26 protein-coding genes are annotated in these 25,638 nt (G+C 67.9%); 19 read left to right on the top strand and 7 right to left on the bottom strand.

Features of this window, described 5'->3' with window-relative positions; all coding sequences use genetic code 11:
- Window positions 1–23: 23 nt before the first annotated feature.
- Both poxB and KIH27_RS10555 read left to right on the top strand, forming a co-directional pair.
- The gene (poxB, locus tag KIH27_RS10560) at window positions 24–1,760 is read left to right on the top strand and encodes a ubiquinone-dependent pyruvate dehydrogenase (RefSeq protein WP_214092903.1); all 1,737 of its coding nucleotides are present in this window, start codon (window positions 24–26) and stop codon (window positions 1,758–1,760) included.
- A 22-nt stretch (window positions 1,761–1,782) separates the two neighbouring features.
- Window positions 1,783–2,190 carry a VOC family protein gene (locus KIH27_RS10555; protein WP_214092902.1) on the top strand — a complete coding sequence of 136 codons (408 nt, stop codon included), beginning with the start codon at window positions 1,783–1,785 and terminating at the stop codon, window positions 2,188–2,190.
- Between the two features lie 78 nt (window positions 2,191–2,268).
- Here KIH27_RS10555 and KIH27_RS10550 read toward each other — a convergent pair whose 3' ends face one another.
- The gene (locus tag KIH27_RS10550; RefSeq protein ID WP_214092901.1) at window positions 2,269–3,744 is read right to left on the bottom strand and encodes a cytochrome P450; all 1,476 of its coding nucleotides are present in this window, start codon (window positions 3,742–3,744) and stop codon (window positions 2,269–2,271) included.
- 136 nt (window positions 3,745–3,880) lie between these two features.
- Here KIH27_RS10550 and KIH27_RS10545 point away from each other — a divergent pair, with 136 nt between their 5' ends.
- From KIH27_RS10545 to KIH27_RS10530, 4 genes are read left to right on the top strand one after another with little or no spacing between them, the layout of a single operon-like run.
- Window positions 3,881–4,546, top strand: a complete 666-nt coding sequence (locus tag KIH27_RS10545; protein ID WP_307856840.1) for a TetR/AcrR family transcriptional regulator — start codon at window positions 3,881–3,883, stop codon at window positions 4,544–4,546.
- Window positions 4,543–5,436 carry an SDR family oxidoreductase gene (locus KIH27_RS10540; protein WP_214092899.1) on the top strand — a complete coding sequence of 298 codons (894 nt, stop codon included), beginning with the start codon at window positions 4,543–4,545 and terminating at the stop codon, window positions 5,434–5,436. Before KIH27_RS10545 ends, KIH27_RS10540 begins: the two co-directional genes overlap by 4 nt.
- On the top strand, window positions 5,421–5,963 hold the full coding sequence (locus KIH27_RS10535) for an NAD(P)H-dependent oxidoreductase (RefSeq protein WP_214092927.1): 543 nt from the start codon (window positions 5,421–5,423) through the stop codon (window positions 5,961–5,963). The genes KIH27_RS10540 and KIH27_RS10535 overlap by 16 nt, the downstream gene beginning before the upstream one ends.
- Window positions 5,964–6,012: 49 nt before the next feature.
- Window positions 6,013–7,431 carry a sensor histidine kinase gene (locus KIH27_RS10530; RefSeq protein WP_214092898.1) on the top strand — a complete coding sequence of 473 codons (1,419 nt, stop codon included), beginning with the start codon at window positions 6,013–6,015 and terminating at the stop codon, window positions 7,429–7,431.
- Here the strand turns inward: KIH27_RS10530 and KIH27_RS10525 are convergent.
- A complete protein-coding gene (locus tag KIH27_RS10525) occupies window positions 7,401–8,081 on the bottom strand; it encodes a response regulator transcription factor (RefSeq protein ID WP_214092897.1) in 681 nt (226 codons plus the stop codon). The genes KIH27_RS10530 and KIH27_RS10525 overlap by 31 nt on opposite strands.
- Window positions 8,082–8,226: 145 nt before the next feature.
- Between KIH27_RS10525 and KIH27_RS10520 the strand changes: the two genes are divergently transcribed.
- The 4 genes from KIH27_RS10520 to nrdE all read left to right on the top strand — a co-directional run bounded on the left by KIH27_RS10520 (window position 8,227) and on the right by nrdE (window position 12,168).
- The gene (locus KIH27_RS10520) at window positions 8,227–8,898 is read left to right on the top strand and encodes a DedA family protein (protein ID WP_214092896.1); all 672 of its coding nucleotides are present in this window, start codon (window positions 8,227–8,229) and stop codon (window positions 8,896–8,898) included.
- A gap of 408 nt (window positions 8,899–9,306) precedes the next feature.
- Window positions 9,307–9,546: a redoxin NrdH gene (locus KIH27_RS10515; RefSeq protein WP_214092895.1), complete on the top strand. Its 240-nt coding sequence runs from the start codon at window positions 9,307–9,309 to the stop codon at window positions 9,544–9,546.
- A 34-nt stretch (window positions 9,547–9,580) separates the two neighbouring features.
- Window positions 9,581–10,027, top strand: coding sequence for a class Ib ribonucleoside-diphosphate reductase assembly flavoprotein NrdI (nrdI, locus tag KIH27_RS10510; protein WP_372451347.1), 447 nt, complete (start codon window positions 9,581–9,583; stop codon window positions 10,025–10,027).
- Window positions 9,994–12,168, top strand: coding sequence for a class 1b ribonucleoside-diphosphate reductase subunit alpha (gene nrdE / locus KIH27_RS10505; protein WP_214092894.1), 2,175 nt, complete (start codon window positions 9,994–9,996; stop codon window positions 12,166–12,168). Before nrdI ends, nrdE begins: the two co-directional genes overlap by 34 nt.
- Before the next feature lie 102 nt (window positions 12,169–12,270).
- On the opposite strand, the gene KIH27_RS10500 is transcribed toward nrdE, so the two are convergent.
- Window positions 12,271–12,978, bottom strand: a complete 708-nt coding sequence (locus tag KIH27_RS10500; protein ID WP_214092893.1) for an exonuclease domain-containing protein — start codon at window positions 12,976–12,978, stop codon at window positions 12,271–12,273.
- A gap of 42 nt (window positions 12,979–13,020) precedes the next feature.
- Here KIH27_RS10500 and KIH27_RS10495 point away from each other — a divergent pair, with 42 nt between their 5' ends.
- The gene (locus KIH27_RS10495) at window positions 13,021–13,236 is read left to right on the top strand and encodes a toxin-antitoxin system protein (RefSeq protein WP_214092892.1); all 216 of its coding nucleotides are present in this window, start codon (window positions 13,021–13,023) and stop codon (window positions 13,234–13,236) included.
- Window positions 13,226–13,585, top strand: a complete 360-nt coding sequence (locus tag KIH27_RS10490) for a type II toxin-antitoxin system PemK/MazF family toxin (RefSeq protein ID WP_214092891.1) — start codon at window positions 13,226–13,228, stop codon at window positions 13,583–13,585. The genes KIH27_RS10495 and KIH27_RS10490 overlap by 11 nt, the downstream gene beginning before the upstream one ends.
- Here the strand turns inward: KIH27_RS10490 and KIH27_RS10485 are convergent, their stop codons facing one another.
- Window positions 13,586–13,978, bottom strand: coding sequence for a DUF5997 family protein (locus KIH27_RS10485; RefSeq protein ID WP_214092890.1), 393 nt, complete (start codon window positions 13,976–13,978; stop codon window positions 13,586–13,588).
- Between the two features lie 28 nt (window positions 13,979–14,006).
- Between KIH27_RS10485 and KIH27_RS10480 the strand changes: the two genes are divergently transcribed.
- A complete protein-coding gene (locus KIH27_RS10480) occupies window positions 14,007–14,720 on the top strand; it encodes a LysR family substrate-binding domain-containing protein (RefSeq protein ID WP_214092889.1) in 714 nt (237 codons plus the stop codon).
- Between the two features lie 70 nt (window positions 14,721–14,790).
- Here the strand turns inward: KIH27_RS10480 and KIH27_RS10475 are convergent, their stop codons facing one another.
- Window positions 14,791–15,972, bottom strand: coding sequence for an NAD(P)/FAD-dependent oxidoreductase (locus KIH27_RS10475; RefSeq protein ID WP_214092888.1), 1,182 nt, complete (start codon window positions 15,970–15,972; stop codon window positions 14,791–14,793).
- 118 nt (window positions 15,973–16,090) lie between these two features.
- On the opposite strand from KIH27_RS10475, the gene KIH27_RS10470 reads away from it, so the two are divergent.
- The 5 genes from KIH27_RS10470 to KIH27_RS10450 all read left to right on the top strand — a co-directional run bounded on the left by KIH27_RS10470 (window position 16,091) and on the right by KIH27_RS10450 (window position 22,110).
- Window positions 16,091–16,828: a TetR/AcrR family transcriptional regulator gene (locus KIH27_RS10470; RefSeq protein ID WP_214092887.1), complete on the top strand. Its 738-nt coding sequence runs from the start codon at window positions 16,091–16,093 to the stop codon at window positions 16,826–16,828.
- Window positions 16,829–16,908: 80 nt separating this feature from the next.
- A complete protein-coding gene (locus KIH27_RS10465) occupies window positions 16,909–18,456 on the top strand; it encodes a flavin-containing monooxygenase (protein WP_214092886.1) in 1,548 nt (515 codons plus the stop codon).
- Between the two features lie 98 nt (window positions 18,457–18,554).
- Window positions 18,555–19,529 (top strand): class 1b ribonucleoside-diphosphate reductase subunit beta, encoded by a 975-nt coding sequence (gene nrdF / locus KIH27_RS10460; RefSeq protein ID WP_214092885.1) that lies wholly within the window; start codon window positions 18,555–18,557, stop codon window positions 19,527–19,529.
- 63 nt (window positions 19,530–19,592) lie between these two features.
- The gene (locus KIH27_RS10455) at window positions 19,593–20,804 is read left to right on the top strand and encodes an MFS transporter (RefSeq protein ID WP_214092884.1); all 1,212 of its coding nucleotides are present in this window, start codon (window positions 19,593–19,595) and stop codon (window positions 20,802–20,804) included.
- A gap of 115 nt (window positions 20,805–20,919) precedes the next feature.
- Window positions 20,920–22,110 carry an MFS transporter gene (locus KIH27_RS10450; RefSeq protein WP_372451346.1) on the top strand — a complete coding sequence of 397 codons (1,191 nt, stop codon included), beginning with the start codon at window positions 20,920–20,922 and terminating at the stop codon, window positions 22,108–22,110.
- On the opposite strand, the gene KIH27_RS10445 is transcribed toward KIH27_RS10450, so the two are convergent.
- Together KIH27_RS10445 and KIH27_RS10440 are read right to left on the bottom strand one after the other, a co-directional pair.
- Complete coding sequence (locus tag KIH27_RS10445; protein WP_214092882.1) at window positions 22,107–23,159, bottom strand: NAD(P)-dependent alcohol dehydrogenase; 1,053 nt, start codon at window positions 23,157–23,159, stop codon at window positions 22,107–22,109. The genes KIH27_RS10450 and KIH27_RS10445 overlap by 4 nt on opposite strands.
- A gap of 93 nt (window positions 23,160–23,252) precedes the next feature.
- Window positions 23,253–24,278: an iron-siderophore ABC transporter substrate-binding protein gene (locus tag KIH27_RS10440; RefSeq protein WP_214092925.1), complete on the bottom strand. Its 1,026-nt coding sequence runs from the start codon at window positions 24,276–24,278 to the stop codon at window positions 23,253–23,255.
- 188 nt (window positions 24,279–24,466) lie between these two features.
- Between KIH27_RS10440 and KIH27_RS10435 the strand changes: the two genes are divergently transcribed.
- A partial coding sequence (locus tag KIH27_RS10435; protein ID WP_214092924.1) for a cbb3-type cytochrome c oxidase subunit I occupies window positions 24,467–25,638 on the top strand: 1,172 nt, incomplete at its 3' end.

Raw genomic sequence — 25,638 nt, 5'->3', positions numbered from 1 at the left:
CGCGCCGGTTCAGGAGGCGCCGCATGGCAACCGTCGCAGACCGTCTCATCTCGACACTGAAACTCTGTGGCGTGCAACGGGTGTACGGGATACCGGGGGACAGCCTCAACGGTTTCACCGACGCGATCCGGCGCGCCGGAGACTTCAGCTGGGAACAGGTCCGGCACGAGGAGACCGCCGCGTTCGCGGCGGCCGCCGAAGCCGCGCTCACCGGCAGCCTGGCGGTCTGCGCCGGCAGTTGCGGCCCGGGCAACCTGCATCTGATCAACGGGCTGTTCGACGCGCAGCGGTCCCGGGTGCCGGTGCTGGCGATCGCCGCGCACATCCCGCTGGCCGAGATCGGGTCGGGGTACTTCCAGGAGACCCACCCGCAGAGCCTGTTCGCCGAGTGCAGCGTCTACTGCGAACTGGTCAGCTCCGCCGAGCAGGCGCCGCGGATCTTCGCGATGGCGATGCGGGCGGCGATCGAGGAGAACGGCGTCGCCGTCGTCGTCATCCCCGGTGAGGTGCTCGGCACCAAGGTCGCCGACACCGGGTGGGGTCTGCGCCCGGTGGTCGCCGCGCAGAGCGTCTGCCATCCCGACGAGCGCGGGCTGGGTGCGGCCGCCGTGATGCTCAATGCCGCAGCCAATGTCACGATCCTCGCCGGCGCCGGGGTGGCCGACGCCCACGACCAGGTGATGGACCTGGCGCGCACCCTGCAGGCGCCGATCGTGCACGCGCTGCGCGGTAAGGAGCACATCGAGTACGACAACCCGCACGACGTCGGGATGACCGGGCTGCTCGGTTTCGCCTCCGGCTACAAGGCGATCGCCGAAGCCGACGTGCTGCTGATGCTCGGCACCGACTTTCCCTACCAGCAGTTCTATCCCGACCGTGCACAGATCATCCAGGTCGACATCCGCGGGGCGAACCTGGGCCGGCGTGCGCCGATCGACCTGGGCCTGGTCGGGACCGTGCGCGACACGGTCGCCGCGCTGCGGCCGCTGCTGGCCGCGAAGGTCGACCGCACCCACCTGGACCGGTCGCTGAACCACTACCGCAAGGTCCGTCGCAAACTGGACACGCTGGCCGCCAATGATCGGGACCGCACCCCGATCCGGCCGGAATACGTTGCGGCGGTGGCGAACCGGGTTGCCGTCGACGACGCGGTATTCACCGTCGACGTCGGTTCACCGGTGGTGTGGGCGGCGCGGTACGTGACCATGAACGGGCGACGGCGGCTGATCGGGTCGTTCAACCACGGCACGATGGCCTGTGCGCTGCCGCACGCGATCGGCGCGCAGACCGCGCAGCCGGGTCGGCAGGTGGTGGCGTTCGCCGGGGACGGCGGGCTGACGATGATGTTCGGCGAACTGCTGACGCTGGTACAGAATCGTTTGCCGGTCAAGGTGATCGTGTTCAACAACTCGTCGCTGAATTTCGTCGAACTGGAGATGAAGGCCGCCGGCATCGTCAACTTCGGCACCGGGCTGCAGAACCCGGATCTGGCCGCGGTGGCGACTGCGATCGGCATGTTCGGCCGACGGGTGGAGCAGCCGGGTGACCTGGAGGGTGCGCTGGCCGACGCCTTCGCGCACGACGGCCCGGCCCTGGTCGACGTGGTCACCGCACGTCAGGAACTGTCGATCCCGCCGGTGATCCGCGCCGAGCAGGCAAAGGGCTTCTCGCTGTATGCGATCCGCACCGTGCTGGCCGGGCGGGCCGACGAGTTGCTGGATCTGGTCAGCACCAACGTGGCCCGTCGTATCTTGGACTGAAACGACGCAAAGGAGCGCGCCCATGCCCGGATTCACCGGAGTCAGCCACCTCGACCTGACCGTCACCGACGTCGAGAAAAGCGCCCAGTGGTACATCGACACCCTCGGGCTGCTGCGGATCAAGCGGTCCGACTTCGACGACCGGATCATGGTGGTGCTGTTCCACGCCGAGTCCAAGCTGGTGATCGGGCTCAACCAGCACCTCGGCGGGCCCGCGGAGCGTTTCGACGAGCGCCGGCCCGGCCTGGACCACGTCGGCTTCAACGTGGCCGAGCGGTCCGAACTCGACGCCTGGCAGCAGCGTTTCGCTGAACTTGGCGTCACCCACTCGCCGGTGACCGACGACCCGTCGGGCATGGGCACCGCGCTGGTCTTCCGCGACCCGGACAACATCCAGCTCGAACTGTGGTGGACCCGCCCGCACGGCTGATCCACTCACCGCCGAGCGTGCAGAGTTGACCGCCCCGACCTGGGGGGTTTGCCGGTCAACTCTGCACGGTCGTGGTAATCAGATGGGCCGCAGCACCAGCGGCATCCCGTCCATCGGGATCGGCATGCCGCCGTAGTCCCAGTGCGGCTGGTAGCCGGGCCGCGACAGTTCCAGCCGGTAGCGCCGCAGCATCCGGTGCAGGACGGTCTTGACCTCCAGCCGGCCGTAGTTCATCCCGATGCACTTGTGCGCGCCACCGCCGAACGGCGCCCAGGCGTAGCGGTGCTTCTTGTGCTCGGACCGCGGCTCCAGGAAACGCTCCGGGTCGAATTGCCGTGGGTTGGTGTATAACTCGGGCAGCCAGTGGTTCATCCCCGGCCAGGTCACCACGTTGGTGCCGGCCGGCACGTGGTAGCCCAGCAGGTCGGTGTCGCGCACCGCCCGGCGCATGTTGAACGGCAACGGGGTGACCAGGCGCAACGACTCGTTCATCACCAGATCCAAAGTCCCCAGGGATTCCAGCGATTCGATGTCCAGCGGCCCGTCGCCCAGCCCCGCCGACTCCTCGCGGGCCCGCTCCTGCCATTCCGGGTTGGCGGCCAGGTGGTAGACCATCGAGGTCAGTGTCGACGTGGTGGTGTCGTGGGCGGCCATCATCAAGAAGATCATGTGGTTGACGATGTCCTCGTCGGTGAACGTGTTGCCGTCCTCGTCGGCGGTGTGGCACAGCACGGTCAGCATGTCGGTGCCGTCGACCTTGCGGCGCTGGGCGACCCGGTCGTAGAAGTACTCCTCGAGCACCTTGCGGCCCTGCAGCCCGCGCCACCACTTGAACGGCGGCACCGAGGTGCGGATGATCGCCCCGCCGGCCCGGATCGTCTGCTCGAACGCGTGGTTCACCTTCGCCAGCAGTTGCCGGTCCTCGCCCAGGTCGTGACCCATGAAGACCACCGTCGCGACGTCGAGCGTCAGTTCCTTGATCGCCGGGTGGAACAGGAACCTTGTGTCGTTGGTCGGCCACTCCGCCACCAGCGCGGTCGCCACCCGGTCCATGTCCTCGACGTAGCTGGTCAGCCGCGGCCGGGTGAACGCACCCTGCAGGATTCGCTTGTGCGCCAGGTGTTCCTCGAAGTCCAGCAGCATCAGGCCGCGGTTGAAGAACGGCCCGATCACCGGGATCCAGCCGGTCGTCGAATAGTCCTTCTTCTTGTTGGCGAAGATCGTCTCGGTGGCATCGGGTCCGACCGCGACGATCGACGGCAGGATCGGGGACTCGGCGAAGCACACCGGCCCGTATTTGCGGTATAGGTGCAGGCAGAACTCCGGGCCCTCACGGAACATCTCGATGATGTGCCCGAGCACCGGCAGCCCCGAATCGCCCATGATCGGCTTGAGGCCGCTGCCCGCCGGCGGTTCGGCCAGTGCGTGCTGCGGCCAGTCCACGTTCAGCAGTCGCTTCTCGACGGCGCCCAGGCCCGGGATCGTGTTCAACGTCGGGATGAACCGCCGTTTGGCCTGGTCGAGGAGGTAGTGCGGGGTGCTGATCGTGGTCATAGCGGGTGGGTGCCTCTCCGTCGCCGGGCTGCGGTCAGCGCGACGACTGTGGCGGCCGTCACGTATCCCACATCTTCAGGGCAGTGTTGACGCGTGTCAAGTTTGATTCGCGTCCGGCGTGGTGCAAGGTCGAGGGGTGACAACCCGGCCCGACGACGACACCCAGGCGGCCGACGGTCCACCGCGGCGGCGCGGCGACAAGCAGCGAGAGGCGATCCTGCGCGCGGTGCGGGAACTGCTGCAGGAGAAGCCGTTCGCGGAGCTGTCGGTCAGCACGATCAGCGACCGGGCCGGCGTGGCGCGGTCCGGTTTCTACTTCTACTTCGACTCCAAATACGCCGTGCTGGCCCGGATTCTGGCCGAGGTGCTGCAGGAACTCGAGGAACTCACCGAGCACTTCGCGCCCCGGGGGGCTGACGAGTCACCCGCCGCGTTCGCCAAACGGATGGTCGGCAGCGCGGCAGCGGTCTACGCCCACAACGACCCGGTGATGTCGGCGTGCAACATCGCCCGCGCCACCGACGCGGAGATCCGGGAACTGCTCAACGCGCAGAACGACGTGGTGATCGACCAGATCGTCGGCATCGTCAACGCCGAGGTCGCAGCCGGCACCGCGCACCCGATCAGCGACGACATGCCCGCCCTGGTGCGCACCCTGGCGGTGACCACGACCGTCGTACTCTCCGGTGACAGCGCCTACCTCGGGCCCGACGGTGACGTGCAGCGCAGCATCGCGGTGCTCGAAGCACTGTGGCTGCGCGCACTATGGGGTGGGGCCGATGCGTATTGTCACGAACCATGACGCGTAGATCCGACTACTACCGGGGTAAGCGGTGTTTCATCACCGGAGCGGCCAGTGGTATCGGACGGGCCACCGCACTGCGGCTGGCGTCGCTGGGCGCCGAGCTGTACCTGACCGACCGCGACGCCGACGGGCTGGCGCAGACGGTCGCCGACGCCGTCGCGCTCGGCGCGGCGGTGCCGGAGCACCGGGCGCTGGACATCTCCGACTACGAGGCCGTCGCCGCGTTCGCCGCCGACATCCACGCGCACCATCCGGCGATGGACGTGGTGATGAACATCGCCGGGATCTCGGCGTGGGGGACCGTCGACCGGCTCACCCACGAGCAGTGGCGCAAGCTGATCGACATCAACCTGATGGGGCCGATCCACGTCATCGAGACCTTCATCCCGCCGATGATGGCCGCCCGGCGCGGCGGCCACCTGGTCAACGTGTCCTCGGCCGCGGGCCTGCTCGGAATGCCGTGGCACGCCGCCTACAGCGCCAGCAAATACGGCCTGCGCGGGGTGTCGGAGGTGCTGCGGTTCGACCTGGCGCGCCACCGCATCGGGGTGTCGGTGGTGGTGCCCGGCGCGGTCAAGACCGGGCTGGTCAACACCGTCGAGATCGCCGGGGTGGACCGCGACGACCCGCAGGTGCAGAAGTGGGTGGACCGGTTCGCCGGCCACGCGGTGTCGCCGGAACGGGCTGCGGAGAAGATCCTGGCCGGGGTGGTCCGTAACCACTACCTGATCTACACCTCCGGCGACATCCGGGCGTTCTACGCGTTCAAGCGGCTGGCCTGGCTGCCCTACAGCGCGGCCATGCGCCGGATCAACGTGCTGTTCGCCCGGGCGCTGCGGCCGGCGCCGATGCCGAAGCAAGGAGCGCCGACATCTCCGACACCGTGATACTCGTATTGGTGGGCAGCCTGCGGGCGGCGTCCGTCAACCGCCAGATCGCAGAGTTGGCGGCGGACACCGCTCCGGACGGCGTGGTCGTGCGGATCTTCGAAGGGTTGGGCGAACTGCCCTTCTACAACGAGGACCTCGACACCGCCGAACGGTTGCCTGCCCAGGTCGCGGCACTGCGGGCAGCGGGTGCCGACGCCGATGCCGCGCTCGTCGTCACCCCGGAGTACAACGGCACCATTCCCGCGGTGCTGAAGAACGCGATCGACTGGCTGTCCCGGCCATTCGGGGCGGGTGCGCTCAAGGGCAAGCCGCTGGCGGTGGTCGGCGGGGCGCAGGGCCGGTACGGGGGCGTGTGGGCGCACGACGAGACCCGCAAGTCCTTCGGCATCGCCGGCCCGCGGGTGCTCGAGGAGCTCAGGCTGTCGGTGCCGCTGGCTTCCCTGGACGGCAAGCACCCGGCCGAACACGACCGGTTGGTCGCCGACGTGCGTGATGTCGTGGCCAAACTGGTCGCTGAGGTCTGAAACGCGGTTCGGCCCACTCGCGCCGCGGGATTCGGAGACGATGACGGCTATGCGGGGGTTGCGTCAGCGGTGTGTTCGGTTGTTCGCCGGGGTGCGGACCCGGTCGGCCCTCGCCGCCGCAGTGGTGATGGCACTCTGCCTGGCCGTGGCCGGTGGCATCCTGCTGCTCGTGCTGTACCGGTCACTGGAATCGACCGCCCAGACCGCGGCGGGACTGCGTGCCGAACGCATCGCCGTCGCGCTGCGCGCGGACGACCTCGACGACCTGGATTCGACGCTGCTGGCCACCGACGGGCAGATCGGCGCCGTGCAGATCATCGGGGCGGCGGGGCTGATCCGGGCCGCCTCCAACGGCGCACCCCGATCTCCGCTGGCCGCGGTGTCGGTCGCCAGCGGCCAGGCGCACTACCTGGGCCGGGTCAAAACCGCAGCCGGGGCTGAGTACTGGGTGTCGGCCCGCGGTGCCACCGCCGACGGGGAGCCCGTCACCATCTTGGTGGCGGTGAACCGGGAGCCGGTTGAATCCATCGTCACCAAGGTCGGCGTGCTGCTGGCGGTCGGCGCCCCGGTGCTGATCGGACTGGTCGCGGTCGCCACCTACCGGCTGACGGGGGCGGCGCTCACCCCGGTTGAAGCGATCCGCGCCCGGGTGGCGTCGATCTCCAGCACCGACTTGAGCCAGCGGGTTCCGGTGCCCGCCACCGGCGACGAGATCGCCCAGTTGGCGGCGACGATGAACGCGATGCTGGCCCGGCTGGAACGCGGGCGGGCCGCCCAGTTGCGGCTGGTCGGCGACGTCTCCCATGAGCTGCGCAGCCCGCTGGCCACGATCAGCACCGCGCTGGAACTGGCGGCCGGGCGGCCGGATCTGCTCGACGCCGACCTCATCGACGGCTCGCTGCTGCCGGAGGCCCGTCGGATGAACCGACTGATCGAGGACCTGCTGCTGCTGGCCCGCTCCGACGAGGGGGTGCTGGGGCTGCGCCGGGAGGACGTCGACGTCGATGACCTGCTGCTCGCCGAGGTGACCCGGCTGACCAGCCTCGGCCCGGTCCACCCGGTCGCCTGCATCCAACCGTGCCGCACGGTCGGGGACCGGGCGGCGCTGGCCCGGGTGATCCGCAACCTCGTCGATAACGCCGCGCGGCACGCGGCGGGCACCGTCACCCTGGACTGCCACCCGGAACCGGGGCGGGTCGTCATCAGCGTGGCCGACGACGGGCCCGGTATCCCGGCCGCCGACCGGGAGCGGGTCTTCGAGCGGTTCGTGCGCCTCGACGCGGCCCGCACCCGCGCGGCGGGCGGCTCCGGACTGGGGCTGGCGATCGTCGACGGGGTGGTGCGCTCGCACGGCGGCACGGTGACCGTCGGCGACGGACCCGACGGCGGTGCGGTGTTCACTGTCGTTCTGCCGCAGGCGGATTCAGCCGGTGACGATCAGGGTTCGGTGTCCGAGACCAGCCGGTAGCCGGCTCCGCGGACGGTCTCGATCGTGCTGAGGCCGAACGGCACGTCGATCTTGCGCCGCAGATACCCGACGTAGACCTCGACCACGTTGTCGTCGCCGTCGTAGTTGGTGTCCCACACCGACCGCAGCACCTCGGCCTTGGTGACGACGTCGCCGGCGTGCCGCAGCAGGAACTGCAGCACCCCGTACTCCCGCGGGGTCAGACTGATCACCGTGTCGCCGCGAGTCACCTTGCGCCGCGCGGGATCCAGGGCCAGCGTGCCCGCGGTCAGCACCGTCGGCCGCGCGGGGGCGCCGCGCCGCAGCAGGGCGCGCAGCCGGGCCACCAGCACCACGAACGAGAACGGTTTGGTCAGGTAGTCGTCGGCGCCGATGTCGAACGCGTCGGCCAGGTCGTACTCGCCGTCCTTGGCCGACAGCATCAGCACCGGCGTCCACACCTGCTGCGCCCGCAGCGCCCGCACCACCTCGTAGCCGCTGAGCCCGGGCAGCATGATGTCGAGCACGATCACGTCGAAATCCCCGGTGCCGGCGGCGGAAAGGCCGTCGTGCCCGTCGTGCTCGACGTCGACGACGAACCCCTCGGCGACCAGGCCCCGGCGCACGGTCTCGGCCAGCCGCACCTCGTCTTCGACCAGCAGCACCCGCACGACGCCCCCTCCCGGTCCTTCTCGCGGCCGACGACCCCAGTAGACCAGAGCCCCGGCGGTGCCGGCGACGTCTTCTCAGCGTCCCTACAGCGCCCGGTCGCCAGTCTGGGCGCAGACCCGTTCCCGCTGAATCGGAGGCATCCCGATGATCGACCTACTCAACTCCGGCACCCTGATCGCCACGTTCGGTCTGCTCGGCCTGCTGGCGGTGGTGTTCGTCGAGACCGGACTGCTGCTCGGCTTCTTCCTGCCGGGCGACTCGCTGCTGTTCACCGCCGGGGTGCTGGCCGCCCAACTGCACCCGGCGATTCCGCTGTGGCTGCTGCTGGCGACGGTGCCGGTCGCCGCGATCGTCGGCGACCAGTGCGGATTCATGATCGGGGCCAAAGCCGGGCCGGCGGTCTTCGACCGGCCGGACGCCCGACGGCTGGGGGCACAGCACCTGCAGCGGGCGCGGGAGTTCTTCGCCCGGCACGGTGCGGTCGCCGTCGTCGCGGCCCGGTTCATCCCGGTGCTGCGCACGCTGACCCCGGTGCTGGCCGGGGCGTCGGGGCTGCCGCGCCGCACGTTCCTGCGCAGCAACGTGGCCGGCGGGGTCGCCTGGGGGGCGGGCGTGCCACTGCTCGGGTACCTGCTCGGCGGTGTCGCCCTGGTGCGCGACCACATCGACGTCGCCCTGATCGCGGTGGTGGCCGTGTCGGTGGCGCCCCTGGTGATCGGGTACCTGCGCAGCCGGCTGGGGCGGCGGGTGCGGCCTGCGGTCACGGCGGCCCGGCGGCTCGCGGTGGCCGAACCGGCGCTGGCGGGGCTGCGCTGAGCCGATTTGCTGACGGCCGGGCGCTGCGGACGGGCCCGGACCGGTGCCGGAGCGGTGTCGGGGACCGGTGATAGACCTGACGACATGGTCACAACCAACGTTGAATGTGAACTGCGACACGCCGAGAGGTTTTCCTGCGGAAGGCTTACTACCAGGGAATTTCACGAATGTTGTTCGGAACATCTAGTATCTCTTCACGTCGAGACCCACTAGGTGTAGTGTTCATGACACCGACAGGGCCGAGATCGCCAGCCGATCCGGATCGCGGTAACCGACACCGATCAGGTGTCCGCCACGGCTGGGGGCATCGGTGGTCTCAGGTTCTGCCGGAGCGCTGAACAGTAGTTCCCACCCTCTCGTCCGCCCGTTGTCCATCCCCGTTAGGGATTCGCTGAGGAGCTGCCGCCCATGAGCATCACCGTCTACACCAAGCCCGCATGCGTGCAGTGCAACGCCACCTACAAGGCGCTGGACAGCCAGGGCATCGCCTACGAGAAGGTCGACATCTCGCTGGACTCCGAGGCGCGCGACTACGTGATGGCGCTGGGCTACCTGCAGGCTCCGGTCGTGGTGGCCGGCGACGAGCACTGGTCGGGTTTCCGGCCGGACCGGATCAAGGCACTGGCCCGGACCGCGCTGAGCGCGTAACGCCCGCGGCAGTCATGAGCTGAGGGAGGTAGCCGTGTCGGGCAACCTGGTGTATTTCTCCTCGGTGTCGGAGAACACCCATCGGTTCGTGCAGAAACTGCACCTGCCCGCCACCCGCATCCCCCTGCACGGCCGGATCGAGGTGGATCAGCCCTACGTGCTGGTGCTGCCGACCTACGGCGGCGGCCACCAGCGGCCCGATGTCAGCGATGCCCGGTATGTGCCCAAGCAGGTCATCGCGTTTCTGAACAACGAACACAACCGGTCGCTGCTGCGCGGCGTGATCGCCGCCGGCAACACCAACTTCGGCACCGAGTTCTGCTACGCGGGCGACGTGGTCGCCCGCAAGTGCGGGGTGCCGTATCTGTACCGCTTTGAACTGATGGGAACCGACGAGGACGTGCAGGCCGTCCGCGCGGGATTGGTCGAATTCTGGAAGGACGAGATATGCCGCCCACCGCTGCAACTGCAGAGCAGGTAACCGCCCCCGCGCGCACCGCCGCGCCCGCGAGCGAGCTCGATTACCACGCGCTCAACGCGATGCTGAACCTGTACGACGGTGACGGCAAGATCCAGTTCGACGCGGATGTGCAAGCGGCACACCAGTATTTCCGTCAGCACGTCAACCAGAACACGGTGTTCTTCCACGACCTCGACGAGAAACTGGACTACCTGATCGAGCAGCAGTACTACGAGCGCGAGGTGCTCGACAAGTACTCGCGGCCGTTCATCAAAGGCCTGTTCGACCGGGCCTACGCCAAGAAGTTCCGCTTCCCGACGTTCCTGGGCGCGTTCAAGTACTACACCTCGTACACGCTGAAGACCTTCGACGGCAAGCGTTACCTGGAGCGCTTCGAAGACCGGGTGTGCATGGTGGCGCTGACCCTGGCCGACGGTGACACCAAGCTGGCCGAACTGCTGGTCGAGGAGATCATCGACGGCCGGTTCCAGCCGGCCACCCCGACGTTCCTCAACTCCGGCAAGAAGCAGCGCGGTGAGGCGGTCAGTTGCTTCCTGCTGCGCATCGAGGACAACATGGAGTCGATCGGCCGGTCGATCAACTCAGCACTGCAGCTGTCCAAGCGCGGCGGGGGAGTCGCGTTGCTGCTGACCAACATTCGCGAGCACGGTGCGCCGATCAAGAACATCGAGAACCAGTCCTCCGGTGTCATCCCGATCATGAAGCTGCTGGAGGACTCGTTCTCCTACGCCAACCAGCTCGGTGCCCGCCAGGGAGCCGGCGCGGTGTACCTGCACGCGCACCACCCGGACATCTACCGGTTCCTGGACACCAAGCGGGAGAACGCCGACGAGAAGATCCGGATCAAGACGCTGAGTCTGGGCGTGGTGATCCCCGACATCACCTTCGAGCTGGCCAAGCGCAACGAGGACATGTACCTGTTCAGCCCGTACGACGTCGAGCGCGTCTACGGGGTGCCGTTCGCCGACATCTCGGTCAGCGAGAAGTACTACGAGATGGTCGACGACTCGCGGATCCGCAAGACCAAGATCAAGGCGCGCGAGTTCTTCCAGACCGTCGCGGAGCTGCAGTTCGAATCCGGCTACCCCTACATCATGTTCGAGGACACCGTGAACCGGGCCAACCCGATTGAAGGCCGGATCACCCACTCGAACCTGTGCTCGGAGATCCTGCAGGTCTCCACCGCGTCGCAGTACAACGAGGACCTGACCTACTCGAAGGTCGGCAAGGACATCTCCTGCAACCTGGGGTCGTTGAACATCGCCAAGGCGATGGACTCGCCGGACTTCGCCCAGACCATCGAGGTGGCGATCCGGGCGCTGACCGCGGTGTCCGACCAGACCCACATCTGGTCGGTGCCCTCGATCGAGCAGGGGAACAACGCCTCCCACGCAATCGGGCTGGGGCAGATGAACCTGCACGGCTACCTGGCCCGGGAACGGGTCTTCTACGGGTCCGAAGAGGGCGTCGACTTCACCAACATCTACTTCTACACGGTGCTGTACCACGCGCTGCGGGCGTCGAATCGCCTTGCGATCGAACGCGGTCAGGCGTTCGAGGGTTTCGAGCGCTCCAAGTACGCCTCCGGGGAGTTCTTCGACAAGTACACCGATCAGGTGTGGGAGCCCGCGACCGCCAAGGTGCGGGGGTTGTTCGAGGGCGCGGGAATCCGCATCCCCAACCAGGACGACTGGCGCCGGCTCAAGGAGTCGGTGATGGCCAACGGCATCTACAACCAGAACCTGCAGGCGGTGCCGCCGACCGGGTCGATCTCCTACATCAACCACTCGACGAGCTCGATCCACCCGATCGTCTCCAAGATCGAGATCCGCAAGGAAGGCAAGATCGGCCGGGTCTACTACCCGGCACCGTACATGACCAACGACAACCTGGAGTACTACCAGGACGCCTACGAGATCGGCTACGAGAAGATCATCGACACCTACGCCGCGGCCACCCAGCACGTGGACCAGGGGTTGAGCCTGACGCTGTTCTACAAGGACACCGCCACCACCCGCGACGTGAACAAGGGCCAGATCTACGCCTGGCGCAAGGGAATCAAGACCCTGTACTACATCCGGGTGCGGCAGATGGCGCTGGAGGGCACCGAGGTGGGCGGCTGCGTCAGCTGCATGCTGTAGGGGAGTTTTGAGCAATAAGCAGGCCGGGGGATGTGTCCCCTGGCCTGCTCATTTCTAGACCATCCAGCATGGCGGCGCCCAGGCTCGGATCCGATCCGTGCATCAGCGCGAGTGGATCGGCCATTCGGTCCGTATCGACCCAACGGCGTCCAGGTTCCCTTGTCGCCGAAAGTAATTGGCGAGGCTGAGTTGTTGTTCTTCGCGCCAGAGTTTTTGGGCATCATGCAGCGCATCGACCGAGTAGGCGCCTAATTCCGGGAACTGCGCCGTGATTCGCGGGACCAGCAAGGCGGTCGCGACCGCATCCGCAGCCGACGAGTGAGCATTTTCAAGTGGGACGCCGTACAGTTCCGCCAGGGTCGGAAGCGTCCGCTTACCTCGCCGGTACGTGTCCATTTTCTTGTCGAGAACGAATGGATCGATCACGGGGCGAATCTCTCCCAGTCGTTCCACCAGGGTTGCAACGCCGTGACGTTCGTTCTCCGCCTCCAACATGGTCAGATCGAATGAGGCGTTGAACGCGACCACCGGGCTGGACGTTTCGAGCCACGCCGCGACCCGGGAACTGATTTCGGCCAAGGCTTGTGCCGGCGTGGCGCCGTCGCTGGATGCTTGTGCCGTTGAAATTCCGTGGATGGCTTCGGCGTCCGCCGGAATCGGCACACCCGGATTCAACAGCCATGATTGAACGTTCGGTTCCGATCCGACACCCACCTCGACGAGCGATGCGGTGACAATCCGGTCAGCCCAGGGATCGGTGCCGGTGGTCTCGATATCCAGCGCCAGCAGTGGCCCTTCAGCCCAGTTCATCTGCGCAGACTACCAAGGTATACGACTCCGTATACTCGTCACATGGCCACGACGATCAAGGTGTCGGTCGAACTCCGCGACCGGATCAACCGGGAAGCGCAGGAGCGCGGCGTGACCGCGGCCGGTTTCATCGAGGGCTTGGTGGACGGGTACGAACGACGCCGGCGCATGGAGCTTTTCGGGCGTGCGGTCCGCGGTGCCGACCCACAGTACTGGGACGAGTTTCGCGACTGGGACGTAACACTCGATGACGGCTGAGGCGTCCCGCGACTTGCGACGCGGCATGGTGGCCTGGGCCGAACTCGATCCCGTGCGCGGCCGTGAGCAATCCGGGCGCCGTCCGGTGCTCGTGGTCGCCAGCGATCTCTACCTTGAACAGGCTGACACGTTGGCAATCGTCGTCCCCGCGACGACAACGGATCGCGGTTGGCCCAATCACGTGCTGCTGCAAGGACCCGGGCTGACGTTGGGGCAGCCGACGTTTGCAATGACGGAACAGCCCCGGACGATTGCCCGTGAACGGCTCGTGGACGTCGCGGGTGTCGTTGATGCGGCAACGATGCGCGAGGTCGACACCTGGCTTCGGGATTTTCTCGGACTGCCCTGATCAGCGGGTGTCGGTGCGGGCCTTCTCCGCCTGCAGCGCCTTCACCCGGCGCTGCTCGGACTGCACCGCCTGGTAGTTCTCCCGTTCGGCGACCAGCCACGGCGGCTGCTCCTCTAGCAGCGTGGTGATCTGCTCGGTGGTCAGCGCGTCGTCGCCGCCGCTGCGGCCGAGGCCGGCGATCGTGATGCCCAGTTTCGCCGCGACCAGGTTCTTCGGGTGCGGCCCGTTCTTGCGCAGATCCTTGAGCCACTGCGGCGGGTCGGCCTGCAGGGCGGCGAGTTCGTCACGGGTGATCGGGTTCGCCTGGAACTCCGCGGGTGTGGCGGGCAGGTACACGTCCAGCTTCTTCGCCGCCGTGGCGGGTTTCATGGACTGCGTGTTCGGCCTGCTCATGGCATCAGCCTATCGGTAGCCTGATGCCGTGACCGCGCGCTGCCTGACCCTCGGGTACGTCCCGGGCGCGACACCGGCGAAGTGGGCGCGGATCTGGGCGGAGCGGCATCCCGGCGTCGCCCTGGACCTGCACCCGGTGACCGCGGCGGACGCGCCCGCCGCCGTGCGGGACGGCACCGTCGACGTGGCGCTGCTGCGGCCGCCCGTCGACACGACGGGGCTGGCGATCATCCCGCTCTACGAGGAGACGGCGGTGGTGGTGGTCCCGAAAGAGCACCTGCTCACCGCCGTCGACGCGGTCACGAGCGCGGACCTCGACGGCGAACCCACCCTGCTTCCCCTCGACGACGTCGTCGACTGGCCGGCTGCGCCCGGGGAGCCGATCGAGCACCGGCCCGAAACCACCGGGGACGCAATAGAACTCGTCGCCGCCGGGCTCGGCGCGCTGATCGTGCCGCAGTCGCTGGCGCGGCTGCACCACCGCAAGGACCTCACCTACCGTCCGATCACCGACGCGCCCACCTGCCCGGTCGCGCTTGCGTTTCCGGCCGGGCCGCAACCGGAGTTGGTCGAGGAGTTCGTCGGGATCGTGCGGGGCCGCAAACCGAATTCGTCGCGCGGGCAGGCCGAACCGGTACCGAAACGCACCGCCCGGGAGAAGACGCTGGCCAAGCAGGCCGCCCGCGCCGCTGCGGGCAAAACCGCCCGCAAGCCGGGGCGGACGCAGCGCGGCCGGCGCTGACCTCACCCGCCGACCGGGAATCCCACGACGCCCAGACGGCGTGTCGCGTCGTGAGATTCCGACTCGGGCGTCAGTAGGTGTGCTGCGGCCCCTGCGCCTTCTTGTACAGCGCCCGCAGCATCCGGTCGCGGAACGCGGCATTGTCGATCAACCGCACCCCGGCGTCGGCGACCCGCGGGTAGCCGAGCAGCTTGTGGAACACCCGGCCGCGCTTGTACTCCCGGCCCCAGGCCGCTTCCATGCGCTGCGCGTAGTTGGTGAAGTCGTCGGGCCCGCCGTTGTTCAACGCCGCCACCGCGCACTCACCGGCGGTCAACCCGGACTCCAGCGCCTTGGAGATGCCCGCGCCGGATGCCGGCTTGCCCGCGCCGAGCGAGTCGCCGGCGAACAGCACGCCCGGTCGCCACGGCGGCCACGCGGTGAAGCCCATCGGCAGCCGCCAGGCGCGCACCATCTTCGACTGCTTCAACTCGGTGATCGGCGGCAGCTCCCAGTCCCGCGGCAGCGTCGCCAAGAACTCGCCCAGGAACTGCGTCGCGTTGATCGCCTGCCAGTTCTTGTAGCTGTTGACGTAACCCAGTCCGATGTTGAACCGGCCGCCGCCCATCGGGAACACCCAGCCGTAACCGGGCAGCTGGTCACCCTGGAACGCCAGCTTCAGGTAGATGTCCAGCGAGTCGGAGTCGGGCCGGTTGGCCTGCATCTCGGCGCGGATCGCGATCGCCGAGTAGCCGTTGTAGGCCGAGTCGAGCTTCAGGGCGCGCTTGATGGGGGAGTAGGCGCCGTCCGCGGCGATCACCGCGTCGGCCAGCACCTGCTCGCCGCTTTTCAGCGTCACCCCGGTGACCCGGCCGCGGTCGTCGAGGATCGGCCCGGACACCTCGGCGCCCTCGCGCACCTCGGCGCCCGCCGCGGCGGCATGACGCAGCAACTGCGTGTCCAGCACGGTGCGGCTGACGGTGTGCCCGTGGTCGGGCATGCCGGGGCGCTGCGGGAACGACAGTTCCCAGCGGCTGGGGCTGAACACCGTGACCCGGTTGACCCGGTGGAACTCCGCCACCTGCTCAGCCAGCCCCATCTTCTGCAGGTAGCTGACCGCCCGTGCCGTCAGGCCGTCGCCGCAGGGCTTGTCCCGCGGGAACTCGGCCTTGTCCAGGACGACGACGTTCGCACCGGACTGGCGGGCCTGCCAGGCGGCGGCCGATCCAGCCGGACCGCCGCCGACAATGGCCAGGTCGAATCGTTGCGTCACGCCAGTCTCGTCTCACAATTAGGCGGCCGAAGGGCCGGAACCGTCGGTCGATGCTAACGGACCTCGCGCCCGGACGGTCTGCCCAGGTCAGCCGGGACCAGGCGGTAAGGTGCTTGACGTGCGCGGAACGAGTAGACCCAAGCCGGCCGAGAACGGCGGCCAGCGGGTCGACGCGCGCAGTGAGCGCTGGCGTGAGCACCGCAAGAAGGTGCGCGGCGAGATCGTCGAAGCCGCGTTCCGGGCGATCGACCGGCTCGGACCGGATCTGAGCGTGCGGCAGATCGCCGAGGAGGCCGGCACCGCCAAGCCGAAGATCTACCGCCATTTCACCGACAAGTCGGACCTGTTCCAGGCGATCGGAGAGCGGCTCCGCGACAACCTGTGGGCGGCGATCTTCCCCTCGATCGACCTGACCGTCGACTCGGTCCGCACCGTCATCCGGCGCAGCGTCGAGGAATACGTCACGCTCGTCGACGAGCACCCGAATGTGCTGCGGTTCTTCATCCAGGGCCGGTTCCCGGAGCAGTCCGAGTCGACGATGCGCACCCTCAACGAGGGGCGTGAGATCACCCTGGCGATGGCCGAGATGTTCAACAACGAGCTGCACGAGATGGAGTTGGACCGCTCCGCCTTCGAGCTCGCGGCGTTCGCGGCGTTCGGTGCGGCGGCCTCGACGACCGACTGGTGGCTGGGCTCGGATGTGGACAGCCCGCGCCGGATTCCGCACGACGCGTTCACCACCTACTTCACCACGATCATGATGGGCGTGATCAACGGCGCCGCCGAACTACTGGGCATCACGATCGACCCGGATCAGCCCATCCACGAGGCGGTGCAGCGCCAGCCGGTCGCCTGACCGGATTCGTTGACACCACCGGTCACCGCGGAGACACTGGAAAATACCCAGTACCGCCGTTCCCGGGAAAGTTGTGCGACATGGCCGTCACCGAACGGGCCGCCGATCGTGCGGCGAGCGAAACGCCCAGCGAGGCGCCGATACGCACCCGTGCGCTGATCATCGGGACCGGGTTCTCCGGGCTCGGCATGGGTATCGAACTGCGGCGCCGCGGCGTCGAGTTCCTCATCCTGGAGAAGGCCGACGACGTCGGCGGGACGTGGCGGGACAACACCTACCCGGGGTGTGCCTGCGATGTGCCGTCGCACCTGTATTCGTTCTCGTTCGAGCCGAAGCCGACCTGGAGCAAGCTGTTCTCCCCGCAACCGGAGATCCTCGACTACCTCCGGGGCGTCACCGACAAATACCGGCTGCGGGAACGCACCCGGTTCGGTGAGCGGGTGCAGCGCGCGCACTGGGACGACGACGAATTCCGCTGGCACGTGTTCACCGAGTCCGGTCATGAATACATCGCCCAGTTCCTGATCTCGGGCGCCGGTGCGCTGCACATCCCGCGGCTGCCCGACATCGACGGCATCGATGAATTCGCCGGTGCTGCCTTCCATTCCGCGGAGTGGCGGCACGATGTGGAACTGGCCGGCAAGCGGGTCGCGGTGATCGGGACCGGTGCCAGCGCGATCCAGATCGTGCCGGAACTGGTGCGCGACGACGTCGGGGTCGCGCAGGTTCAGCTGTACCAGCGCACCCCGCCGTGGGTGGTGCCCCGACCGAACCGGCCGTTCCCCAAATTCGTGCTGACCGCATTCTCCAGAGTGCCCGGGCTGCGCTGGGCGGTGCGGACCGCGATCTACTGGGGGCTGGAAGGTCTGGGTTTCGCGATGACCAGGCGGCCCGGTCTGCTGCGCGGCGTCGAACTGGTCGGCCGGGCGAACATCTGGGCCAACGTCCGCGACAAGGACCTGCGCCGGCGGCTGACGCCGCGATACCGGGCAGGCTGCAAGCGAATCCTCTACGCGCCCAACTACTACCGGGCGGTCGCCGACCCGAAGACCGAGCTGATCACCGAGCACATCGACCGGATCACGCCGCACGGGATCGTCACCGCCGACGGTGTCGAGCACCCGGTCGACGTGATCGTCTACGCCACTGGATTCCACGTCGTCGACTCCTACACCTACGTCGACATCAAGGGACCCGGCGGCGAAGACCTGGTCGACCGCTGGAACACCGAGGGGGTGGCGGCGCACCGCGGCATCACCGTCGCCGACATGCCCAACCTGTTCTTCCTGCTCGGGCCGAACACCGGGCTGGGGCACACCTCGGTGGTGATCATGATCGAGTCGCAGATCCACTACGTCGCCGCGGCGATCGCCGCCGTCGACGACCTCGGTGCCCAGGCACTGGCGCCCAGCCGGGCCGCGCAGGACCGGTTCAACGCGGAGCTGCAGCATCGGCTGGGTACGACGGTGTGGAACACCGGGGGCTGCCGCAGCTGGTACCTCGACGAGCACGGTGTGAACCGGACCCTGTGGAGCGGGATGACCTGGCAATACTGGCGATCCACCCGCAAACTGCGGCCGGCCGAGTACCGGTTTTTCGGGGTGCGCTCGGGTGCGGCCGCCCGCTGAGGCGACACGACGAACACAACACTTTGTGTTCCGCTCGGTTGTCGCACCCCAGGGGTAGTGTCAGAGGCCTAGTTATCGGCGGGCGGAATGGGGTTCTGATGAGTGAGAAGTTGAAGCTGATCGACCGGGTCTCGGCGATCAACTGGAACCGGTTGCAGGACGACAAGGACCTCGAGGTCTGGGACCGGCTGACCGGCAACTTCTGGCTGCCGGAGAAGGTGCCGGTCTCCAACGACATCCCCTCCTGGGGCACGCTCACCGACGACGAGAAGCAGCTGACGATGCGGGTCTTCACCGGCCTGACGCTGCTGGACACCATCCAGGGCACGGTCGGCGCGGTCAGCCTCATCCCGGATGCGCTGACCCCGCACGAGGAGGCCGTCTACACCAACATCGCCTTCATGGAGTCGGTGCACGCCAAGAGCTACAGCCAGATCTTCTCCACACTGGCGTCGACCAGCCAGATCGACGAGGCGTTCCGCTGGTCGGAGGAGAACTCCAACCTGCAGCGCAAGGCTGCGATCGTGATGGAGTACTACCGCGGTGACGAGCCGCTGAAGCGCAAGGTGGCCTCCACGCTGCTGGAGAGCTTCCTGTTCTACTCCGGCTTCTACCTGCCGATGTACTGGTCGAGCCGGGGCAAGCTCACCAACACCGCCGACGTGCTGCGACTGATCATCCGCGACGAGGCGGTGCACGGCTATTACATCGGCTACAAGTACCAGCGCGGCCTGACAACGGTCGACGACGCCAAGCGTCAGGAGCTCAAGGACTACACCTACGAGCTGCTGTTCGAGCTCTACGACAACGAGGTCGAGTACACCCAGGACCTCTACGACTCGGTGGGCTTGACCGAGGACGTCAAGAAGTTCCTGCGCTATAACGCCAACAAGGCGCTGATGAACCTCGGCTACGAGGCGCTGTTCCCGCGCGACGAGACCGACGTCAACCCGGCGATCCTGTCGGCGTTGAGCCCCAACGGCGATGAGAACCACGACTTCTTCTCCGGGTCGGGCTCGTCGTACGTGATCGGCAAGGCCGTCGTCACCGAAGACTCCGACTGGGACTTCTAAGCAGGCCGCGAGATTCCGCTGAAACGCCGCATCGACGGCGAGCCGCGGTGGTTTCATGGGCCGATGGGCAGCGCCATAAGGCCAGACGCCGAAGCGCGACCGGGGGTGCACCTGGCGCTGGCGACCTGGGTGTCGGTGATCAACTTCTGGGCGTGGAACCTGATCGGCCCGGTCGCGATGACCGACGCGGCTCGAATGTCGTTGGGCACCACCGAGGTAGCGCTGCTGGTGGCCACCCCGATCCTGGTCGGCTCGGCGGGACGGATGATCGCCGGCCCGCTGACCGACCGGTTCGGTGGCCGGGCGATGTTCATCGGCACCTCGGTGGCGTCAATCGTCCCGGTGCTGCTGGTGGGCTTCGCCGAGCAGGCCGGCCGCTTTCCCCTGGTGCTGGCCTCCGCGCTGCTGCTCGGGGTGCCGGGCGCGGTGTTCGCGATCGGAATCCCGTTCGCCAACAACTGGTTTGAGCCGTCCCGTCGCGGCCTGGCCACCGGTATCTTCGGTATGGGCATGATGGGCACGGCGCTGTCCGCGTTCTTCACCCCGCGCCTGGTGCGGCGGATCGGGCTGATCAACACCCACCTGATCATCGCGGGGGCACTGGCGCTGACCGCACTGCTGTGCTGGGCCGTGCTGAGCAACGGCCCGTACTTTCGGCCCTACACCGCCCCGGTGGTGCCGAAACTGCTGGCGGCGGCACGACTGCGGGTCACCTGGGAGATGTCACTGCTGTACGCGGTGGTGTTCGGCGGGTTCGTCGCGTTCAGCAACTACCTGCCGGTCTACATCAAGACCATCTACGGGTTCTCGCAGATCGATGCCGGTGAACGCACGGCGGCGTTCGCGCTGGCTGCGGTGCTGGCCCGACCGGTCGGCGGATGGCTGGCCGACCGGATGCCGCCCAAGTACGTGGTGGCGGGATCGCTGGTCGGCGTCGCGGCGATGGCCTCGGTGGCGGTCTTCAAACCGCCGGCGGACGTGTGGTCGGCGGCCACGTTCATCACGCAGGCCGTCGCACTCGGCATCGGTACCGGCGGGGTGTTCGCCTGGGTGACTCGCCGCGCGCCGGCCGGATCGCTGGGGTCGATCACCGGAATCGTCTCCGCCGCAGGAGGATTGGGCGGCTACTTCCCGCCACTGGTGATGGGCGCGACCTACGACCCGGTGCACAACGACTACACCGTCGGACTGCTGCTGCTGATCGCCACCGCACTGATCGCGCTGGCCTACACCGTTTTCCGGCTGCGGACGCGAGAACCGGCAGCCCCGGAATAGACTCCCGCCACTGTCACACCGTGCTGACAGCGAGCATCCAGTTCAGCGATGGTTTCATGGCGTCATGGAGGTTCGTGGGGCACTGACGACTGGCCGACGGCCAGGGATGCAGCTCATGGTTGCCACCGGCGTCTCGGTGATCAACTTCTGGGCCTGGGCGCTGGTCGCCCCGCTGGCGATGACGTATCGCGAGATGATGTCGCTGAGCGGCGGTCAGGAATCGCTGCTGGTCGCAGCGCCCCTGCTCACCGCCACCCTGGGCCGGTTGATCGTCGGGCCGCTGACCGACCGATTCGGCGGTCGGATCGTCACGGCTGCGGTGTGTCTGGTCTCGACCGTTCCGGTGCTGGCGGTGGGTGCTGCGGCGAACTCCGGGTCATATGCACTGCTGCTGACGGCCAGCCTCTTCCTGGGGATACCGGGTGCGGCATTCGCGGCCGGTATCCCGTTCGTCAGCGAATGGTACGAGCCGGATCATCGCGGTTTCGCCACCGGTGTCTTCGGCGTCGGCATGGCCGGGACCGCACTGTCGGCGTACCTCACCCCCCTGCTGGCGCAGGCGCTCGGGGTGTTCGCCACGCACCTGCTCGTCGCCGTCCTGCTGGCGGTGGCGGCGGCGGTGTCGTTCCTGGCGATGCGCAACGGGCCCTACTACGCACCGACCGGCAGTGGATTGCTGACCGAACTCAAGATCGCCGGCCGGCTGCGGGTCACCTGGGAGATGTCGCTGCTCTACGGCGTGGTGTTCGGGGCGTTCGTTGCGTTCAGCGTCTACCTGCCGACCTACATCGACACCGTCTACCGTTTCTCGGCGATTCAGGCCGGTGACCGTACTGCGGTGTTCGCGCTGGTGGCGGTGCTCGCCCGGCCGGTCGGCGGGGTCCTGGCCGACCGGATCGCGGCGAAGTACGTGGTCATGGCCGCTCTGATCGCGATGGCTGTCCTGGCCGTCGCCGCGGCCTTCAAACCCCCCGCCGACCTGTGGGCGGGGGCGGTGTTCACCGCGCTGGCGGCGGCGATCGGCATCGGCACCGGTGCGGTGTTCGAGTGGGTGGCCTGGCGGACCCCGAGCCACTCCCTCGGCGCGGTCACCGGAATCGTGTCAGCCGTCGGTGAGATGGGCGGCTTCTTCCCGCCGATGGTCATGACCGAGACCTACGACCGGGTGCACAACAACTACGAGGTCGGGCTGCTGCTGTTGGCGGCCACGGTCCTGATCGTGTGCGGCTACACCGCGGGATGGATTCGGGCACACCAATCGTCGGCGGATCCCGAGCACGCGCCGGCCGAAGCGGCAGCCGGTTAGGGCTGCCGCAGCGACTCGGTGTCGATGACGAAGCGGTACCGCACGTCGGAGGCCAGCACCCGCTCGTAGGCGGTGTTGATGTAGTCCGGCGCGATCACCTCGATCTCCGGGCGCACGTCGTGCTCGTCGCAGAAGTCCAGCATCTCCTGGGTCTCGGCGATGCCGCCGATCATCGAGCCGGACAGGCTGCGCCGCATGCCGGCCAGCGGGAACGGCGGCACCTTCATCTCGTGCTCGGGCATGCCCAGTTCGACCAGCGTGCCGTCGACGGTGAGCAGGTTCAGGTAGGCGCCCAGATCCAGGTTGGCCGAGACCGTGTTGAGGATGACGTCGAAGCTGCCGCGCAGCTTCTTGAAGGTCTCCGGGTCGCTGGTGGCGTGGTAGTGGTGGGCGCCGAGGCGCAGCCCGTCCTCCATCTTCTTCAGCGACTGCGACAGCACGGTGATCTCCGCGCCCATCGCCGCCCCGAGCTTGACGCCCATGTGGCCCAGGCCACCGAGGCCGACCACCGCGATCCGCTTGCCGGGACCGGCGCTCCAGTGCCGCAGCGGCGAATACAGCGTGACGCCGGCGCAGAGCAGGGGAGCGGCGGCGTCCAGCGGAATCGAGTCCGGGATGCGGACCACGTAGTTCTCGTCGACGACGATCGCGCCGCTGTACCCGCCCTGGGTCGGCTCGCCGTCGCGGCCGACAGCGTTGTAGGTGCCGACCATGCCGCCACCGGTGCAGTACTGCTCCACCCCGGCGACGCAGCTCGGGCAGGACCGGCAGGAGTCGACGAAGCAGCCGACCCCGACCCGGTCGCCGACCTGGTACTTGGTCACCGCGGAGCCGACGGCGGTGACGACGCCGGCGATCTCGTGGCCGGGCACCACCGGGTAGCGGGGCTTGCCCCACTCGCCCTTGACGGTGTGGATGTCGGAGTGGCAGATGCCGGCGAAGACGATGTCGAACGCGACGTCGTGCGGGCCGGGTTCGCGGCGGGTAATCGTGGTCTTGGTCAGCGGGGCGGTGGCGGATGTGGCGGCGTAGGCGGAGACGGTGCTCATCGGTGCAGGAACCCTCTAATCGGCATCAGGAAATCAACGAATTCAAATTGATAGCTTACCAAAGTAATTTGGCGGTCGCCCGTACGGGTCCGGTCAGTTGATCGGGGCGTTCACCCAGCGCAGGTCCGCCACGACACCGCGGGCGGCGATCAGCCCCTCACCGGTCTGCCACACCTCGTTGTTGACGACGAAGACCCGGCTGTCGCGCTTGGCGGACAGTCGGCGCCAGCCGGCGCTGTCGAACAGTGCCCCGGCCCGCGCCTTCGCCGCGGGGGAGGCAAACGAGATGTAGACGATGTCGCCGTCGGCGGCGGAGAAGTCGGTGCGGTCCGGGTCGGCGGTGGGAATTTCCAGGTAGGGCTTGTCGGTGAACCGCTGTGCCGGCGGCCGATCCAGGCCGACGGCCCGCAGCACGCTGCCGGCGAAGTTCGCGGTTCCGTACACCCGCAGGGTGTCCTCGGTCAGCTGAACCACCGACGCCTGGAAGTGGGTGGCGTCGTCGGCCTCGCCCGACTGGGCGGCGTGTTCGGCGAACTTGTCGAGTAGCTCGTCGACGGCGCCGGTGCGCGACGTGGCCGCGCCGACCGTGCGCAGGTTGTCCTGCCACGCCGCGCCCGGCGCAGCCGTGATGACCGTCGGGGCGATCTGGGCCAGCTGGGCGTACGGCGTCGACCCCTGCACACCGAGGATCAGGTCCGGGTGCGCCGCGGTGATCGCGTCCAGGTCCGGCGTGCTGCGGCTGCCGACGCCGGATATCGCGTGGACGGCCACGCCCAGGTAGGACGGTTGGTGGTCGGAGCCGTCGGGCAGTGCGGCGCCCACCACCCGGGACTGCAGGCCCAGCGCGCACAGCGCGTCGAGCTGATCGCCGGAGAGCACCACGATGCGCTGCGGATCCTCGTGCACCTCGACGCTGGCCGGTTCGACGCCGGCCGCGTTGTGCACCGGGCGCTGCGGCGGGCCGGGGTCGACCCGGGCCGGTTCGGCCGCACACGATTCGTCGGGCCGCCGATCGTTGCCCAGCACGCCGGCGCCGGCGACCATCGTCGTGGTGGTGACGGTCGGCGTGGCGGCCGGACCCGACCCGCCGCTCCCGCAGCCGGTCAACGTGACCAACATCACTGTCAGAGTCGCTGTCGCCAGCCCGATCCCGTCCGCCCTGGTCACGCCGTGACGTTAACACCCACCGATTCGCGGCCCGCGAAGGAGACGAATACGACGGTTTGTAGGAGGCCTATACCGATGCGGCGGCGGTCGGGGTTAGGATTCCTCTCAAGTTTCCCAGGATGCCCATGTTTGGAGGAATCTTGACCGCCGAAGCACCCCCCCGTGCAGAGTTGGAGGCCAGTCGGCCGTTCCCGCCTCTGTCGGGCCCGAAGGGCAGCCTGCTCTACAAGATGGTCACGACCACCGATCACAAGCTGATCGGCATCATGTACGTCGTCACCTGTATGGCGTTCTTCTTCATCGGTGGCCTGCTGGCCCTGCTGATGCGCATCGAGCTGGCGGCGCCGGGCCTGCAGTTCCTCTCCAATGAGCAGTTCAACCAGCTGTTCACCATGCACGGCACGATCATGCTGCTGTTCTATGCGACGCCGATCGTGTTCGGGTTCTCCAACCTGGTGCTGCCGCTGCAGATCGGCGCGCCGGACGTGGCGTTCCCGCGGCTGAACGCGTTCTCCTACTGGCTGTTCCTGTTCGGCGCGCTGATCGCGCTGGGCGGGTTCATCACCCCCGGCGGTGCCGCCGACTTCGGCTGGACCGCCTACACCCCGCTGTCCAACGCGCTGCACTCGCCGGGTGCCGGCGCGGACCTGTGGATCTGCGGTCTGGCCGTCGGTGGTCTGGGCACCATCCTGGGCGCGGTCAACATGATCACCACGGTCGCCTGCATGCGGGCCCCCGGCATGACCATGTTCCGGCTGCCGATCTTCACCTGGAACATCCTGATCACCTCGATCATGGTGCTGATCATCTTCCCGCTGCTGACCGCCGCGCTGCTCGCGCTGGCCTACGACCGGCACCTGGGCGGGCACATCTACGACTCCGCCAACGGCGGTGTGATGCTCTACCAGCACCTGTTCTGGTTCTTCGGGCACCCCGAGGTGTACGTGATCGCGCTGCCGTTCTTCGGCATCGTCAGCGAGGTCTTCCCGGTGTTCTCCCGCAAGCCGATCTTCGGCTACGTCACCCTGGTCTACGCCACGATGACGATCGCGGGTCTGTCCACCGCGGTGTGGGCGCACCACATGTTCGCCACCGGCGCCATCCTGCTGCCGTTCTTCTCGCTGCTGAGCCTGATGATCGCCATCCCGACCGGCCTGAAGTTCTTCAACTGGATCGGCACCCTGTGGAAGGGCCAGCTGACCTTCGAGACCCCGATGCTGTTCGCGATGGGCTTCATCGTCACGTTCCTCGCGGGCGGCTTGACCGGTGTCATGCTGGCCAGCCCGCCGCTGGACTTCCACGTGTCCGACAC

This window comes from Mycolicibacter acidiphilus (assembly GCF_018455725.1).
GTDB classification, from domain to species: domain Bacteria; phylum Actinomycetota; class Actinomycetes; order Mycobacteriales; family Mycobacteriaceae; genus Mycobacterium; species Mycobacterium acidiphilum.
Note: the sequence above shows the minus strand (reverse complement) of the source record. Positions and strands in the feature narration are given on the sequence as shown.

Excerpts from the sequence above, each read along its gene's own strand:
- poxB (WP_214092903.1), top strand. The coding sequence starts at position 24 with ATGGCAACCGTCGCAGACCGTCTCATCTCGACACTGAAACTCTGTGGC.
- KIH27_RS10555 (WP_214092902.1), top strand. The coding sequence starts at position 1,783 with ATGCCCGGATTCACCGGAGTCAGCCACCTCGACCTGACCGTCACCGAC.
- KIH27_RS10550 (WP_214092901.1), bottom strand. The coding sequence starts at position 3,744 with ATGACCACGATCAGCACCCCGCACTACCTCCTCGACCAGGCCAAACGG.
- KIH27_RS10540 (WP_214092899.1), top strand. The coding sequence starts at position 4,543 with ATGACGCGTAGATCCGACTACTACCGGGGTAAGCGGTGTTTCATCACC.
- KIH27_RS10530 (WP_214092898.1), top strand. The coding sequence starts at position 6,013 with ATGCGGGGGTTGCGTCAGCGGTGTGTTCGGTTGTTCGCCGGGGTGCGG.
- KIH27_RS10520 (WP_214092896.1), top strand. The coding sequence starts at position 8,227 with ATGATCGACCTACTCAACTCCGGCACCCTGATCGCCACGTTCGGTCTG.
- KIH27_RS10515 (WP_214092895.1), top strand. The coding sequence starts at position 9,307 with ATGAGCATCACCGTCTACACCAAGCCCGCATGCGTGCAGTGCAACGCC.
- nrdE (WP_214092894.1), top strand. The coding sequence starts at position 9,994 with ATGCCGCCCACCGCTGCAACTGCAGAGCAGGTAACCGCCCCCGCGCGC.
- KIH27_RS10500 (WP_214092893.1), bottom strand. The coding sequence starts at position 12,978 with ATGAACTGGGCTGAAGGGCCACTGCTGGCGCTGGATATCGAGACCACC.
- KIH27_RS10495 (WP_214092892.1), top strand. The coding sequence starts at position 13,021 with ATGGCCACGACGATCAAGGTGTCGGTCGAACTCCGCGACCGGATCAAC.
- KIH27_RS10490 (WP_214092891.1), top strand. The coding sequence starts at position 13,226 with ATGACGGCTGAGGCGTCCCGCGACTTGCGACGCGGCATGGTGGCCTGG.
- KIH27_RS10485 (WP_214092890.1), bottom strand. The coding sequence starts at position 13,978 with ATGAGCAGGCCGAACACGCAGTCCATGAAACCCGCCACGGCGGCGAAG.
- KIH27_RS10465 (WP_214092886.1), top strand. The coding sequence starts at position 16,909 with ATGGCCGTCACCGAACGGGCCGCCGATCGTGCGGCGAGCGAAACGCCC.
- nrdF (WP_214092885.1), top strand. The coding sequence starts at position 18,555 with ATGAGTGAGAAGTTGAAGCTGATCGACCGGGTCTCGGCGATCAACTGG.
- KIH27_RS10455 (WP_214092884.1), top strand. The coding sequence starts at position 19,593 with ATGGGCAGCGCCATAAGGCCAGACGCCGAAGCGCGACCGGGGGTGCAC.
- KIH27_RS10450 (WP_372451346.1), top strand. The coding sequence starts at position 20,920 with ATGGTTGCCACCGGCGTCTCGGTGATCAACTTCTGGGCCTGGGCGCTG.
- KIH27_RS10445 (WP_214092882.1), bottom strand. The coding sequence starts at position 23,159 with ATGAGCACCGTCTCCGCCTACGCCGCCACATCCGCCACCGCCCCGCTG.
- KIH27_RS10440 (WP_214092925.1), bottom strand. The coding sequence starts at position 24,278 with ATGTTGGTCACGTTGACCGGCTGCGGGAGCGGCGGGTCGGGTCCGGCC.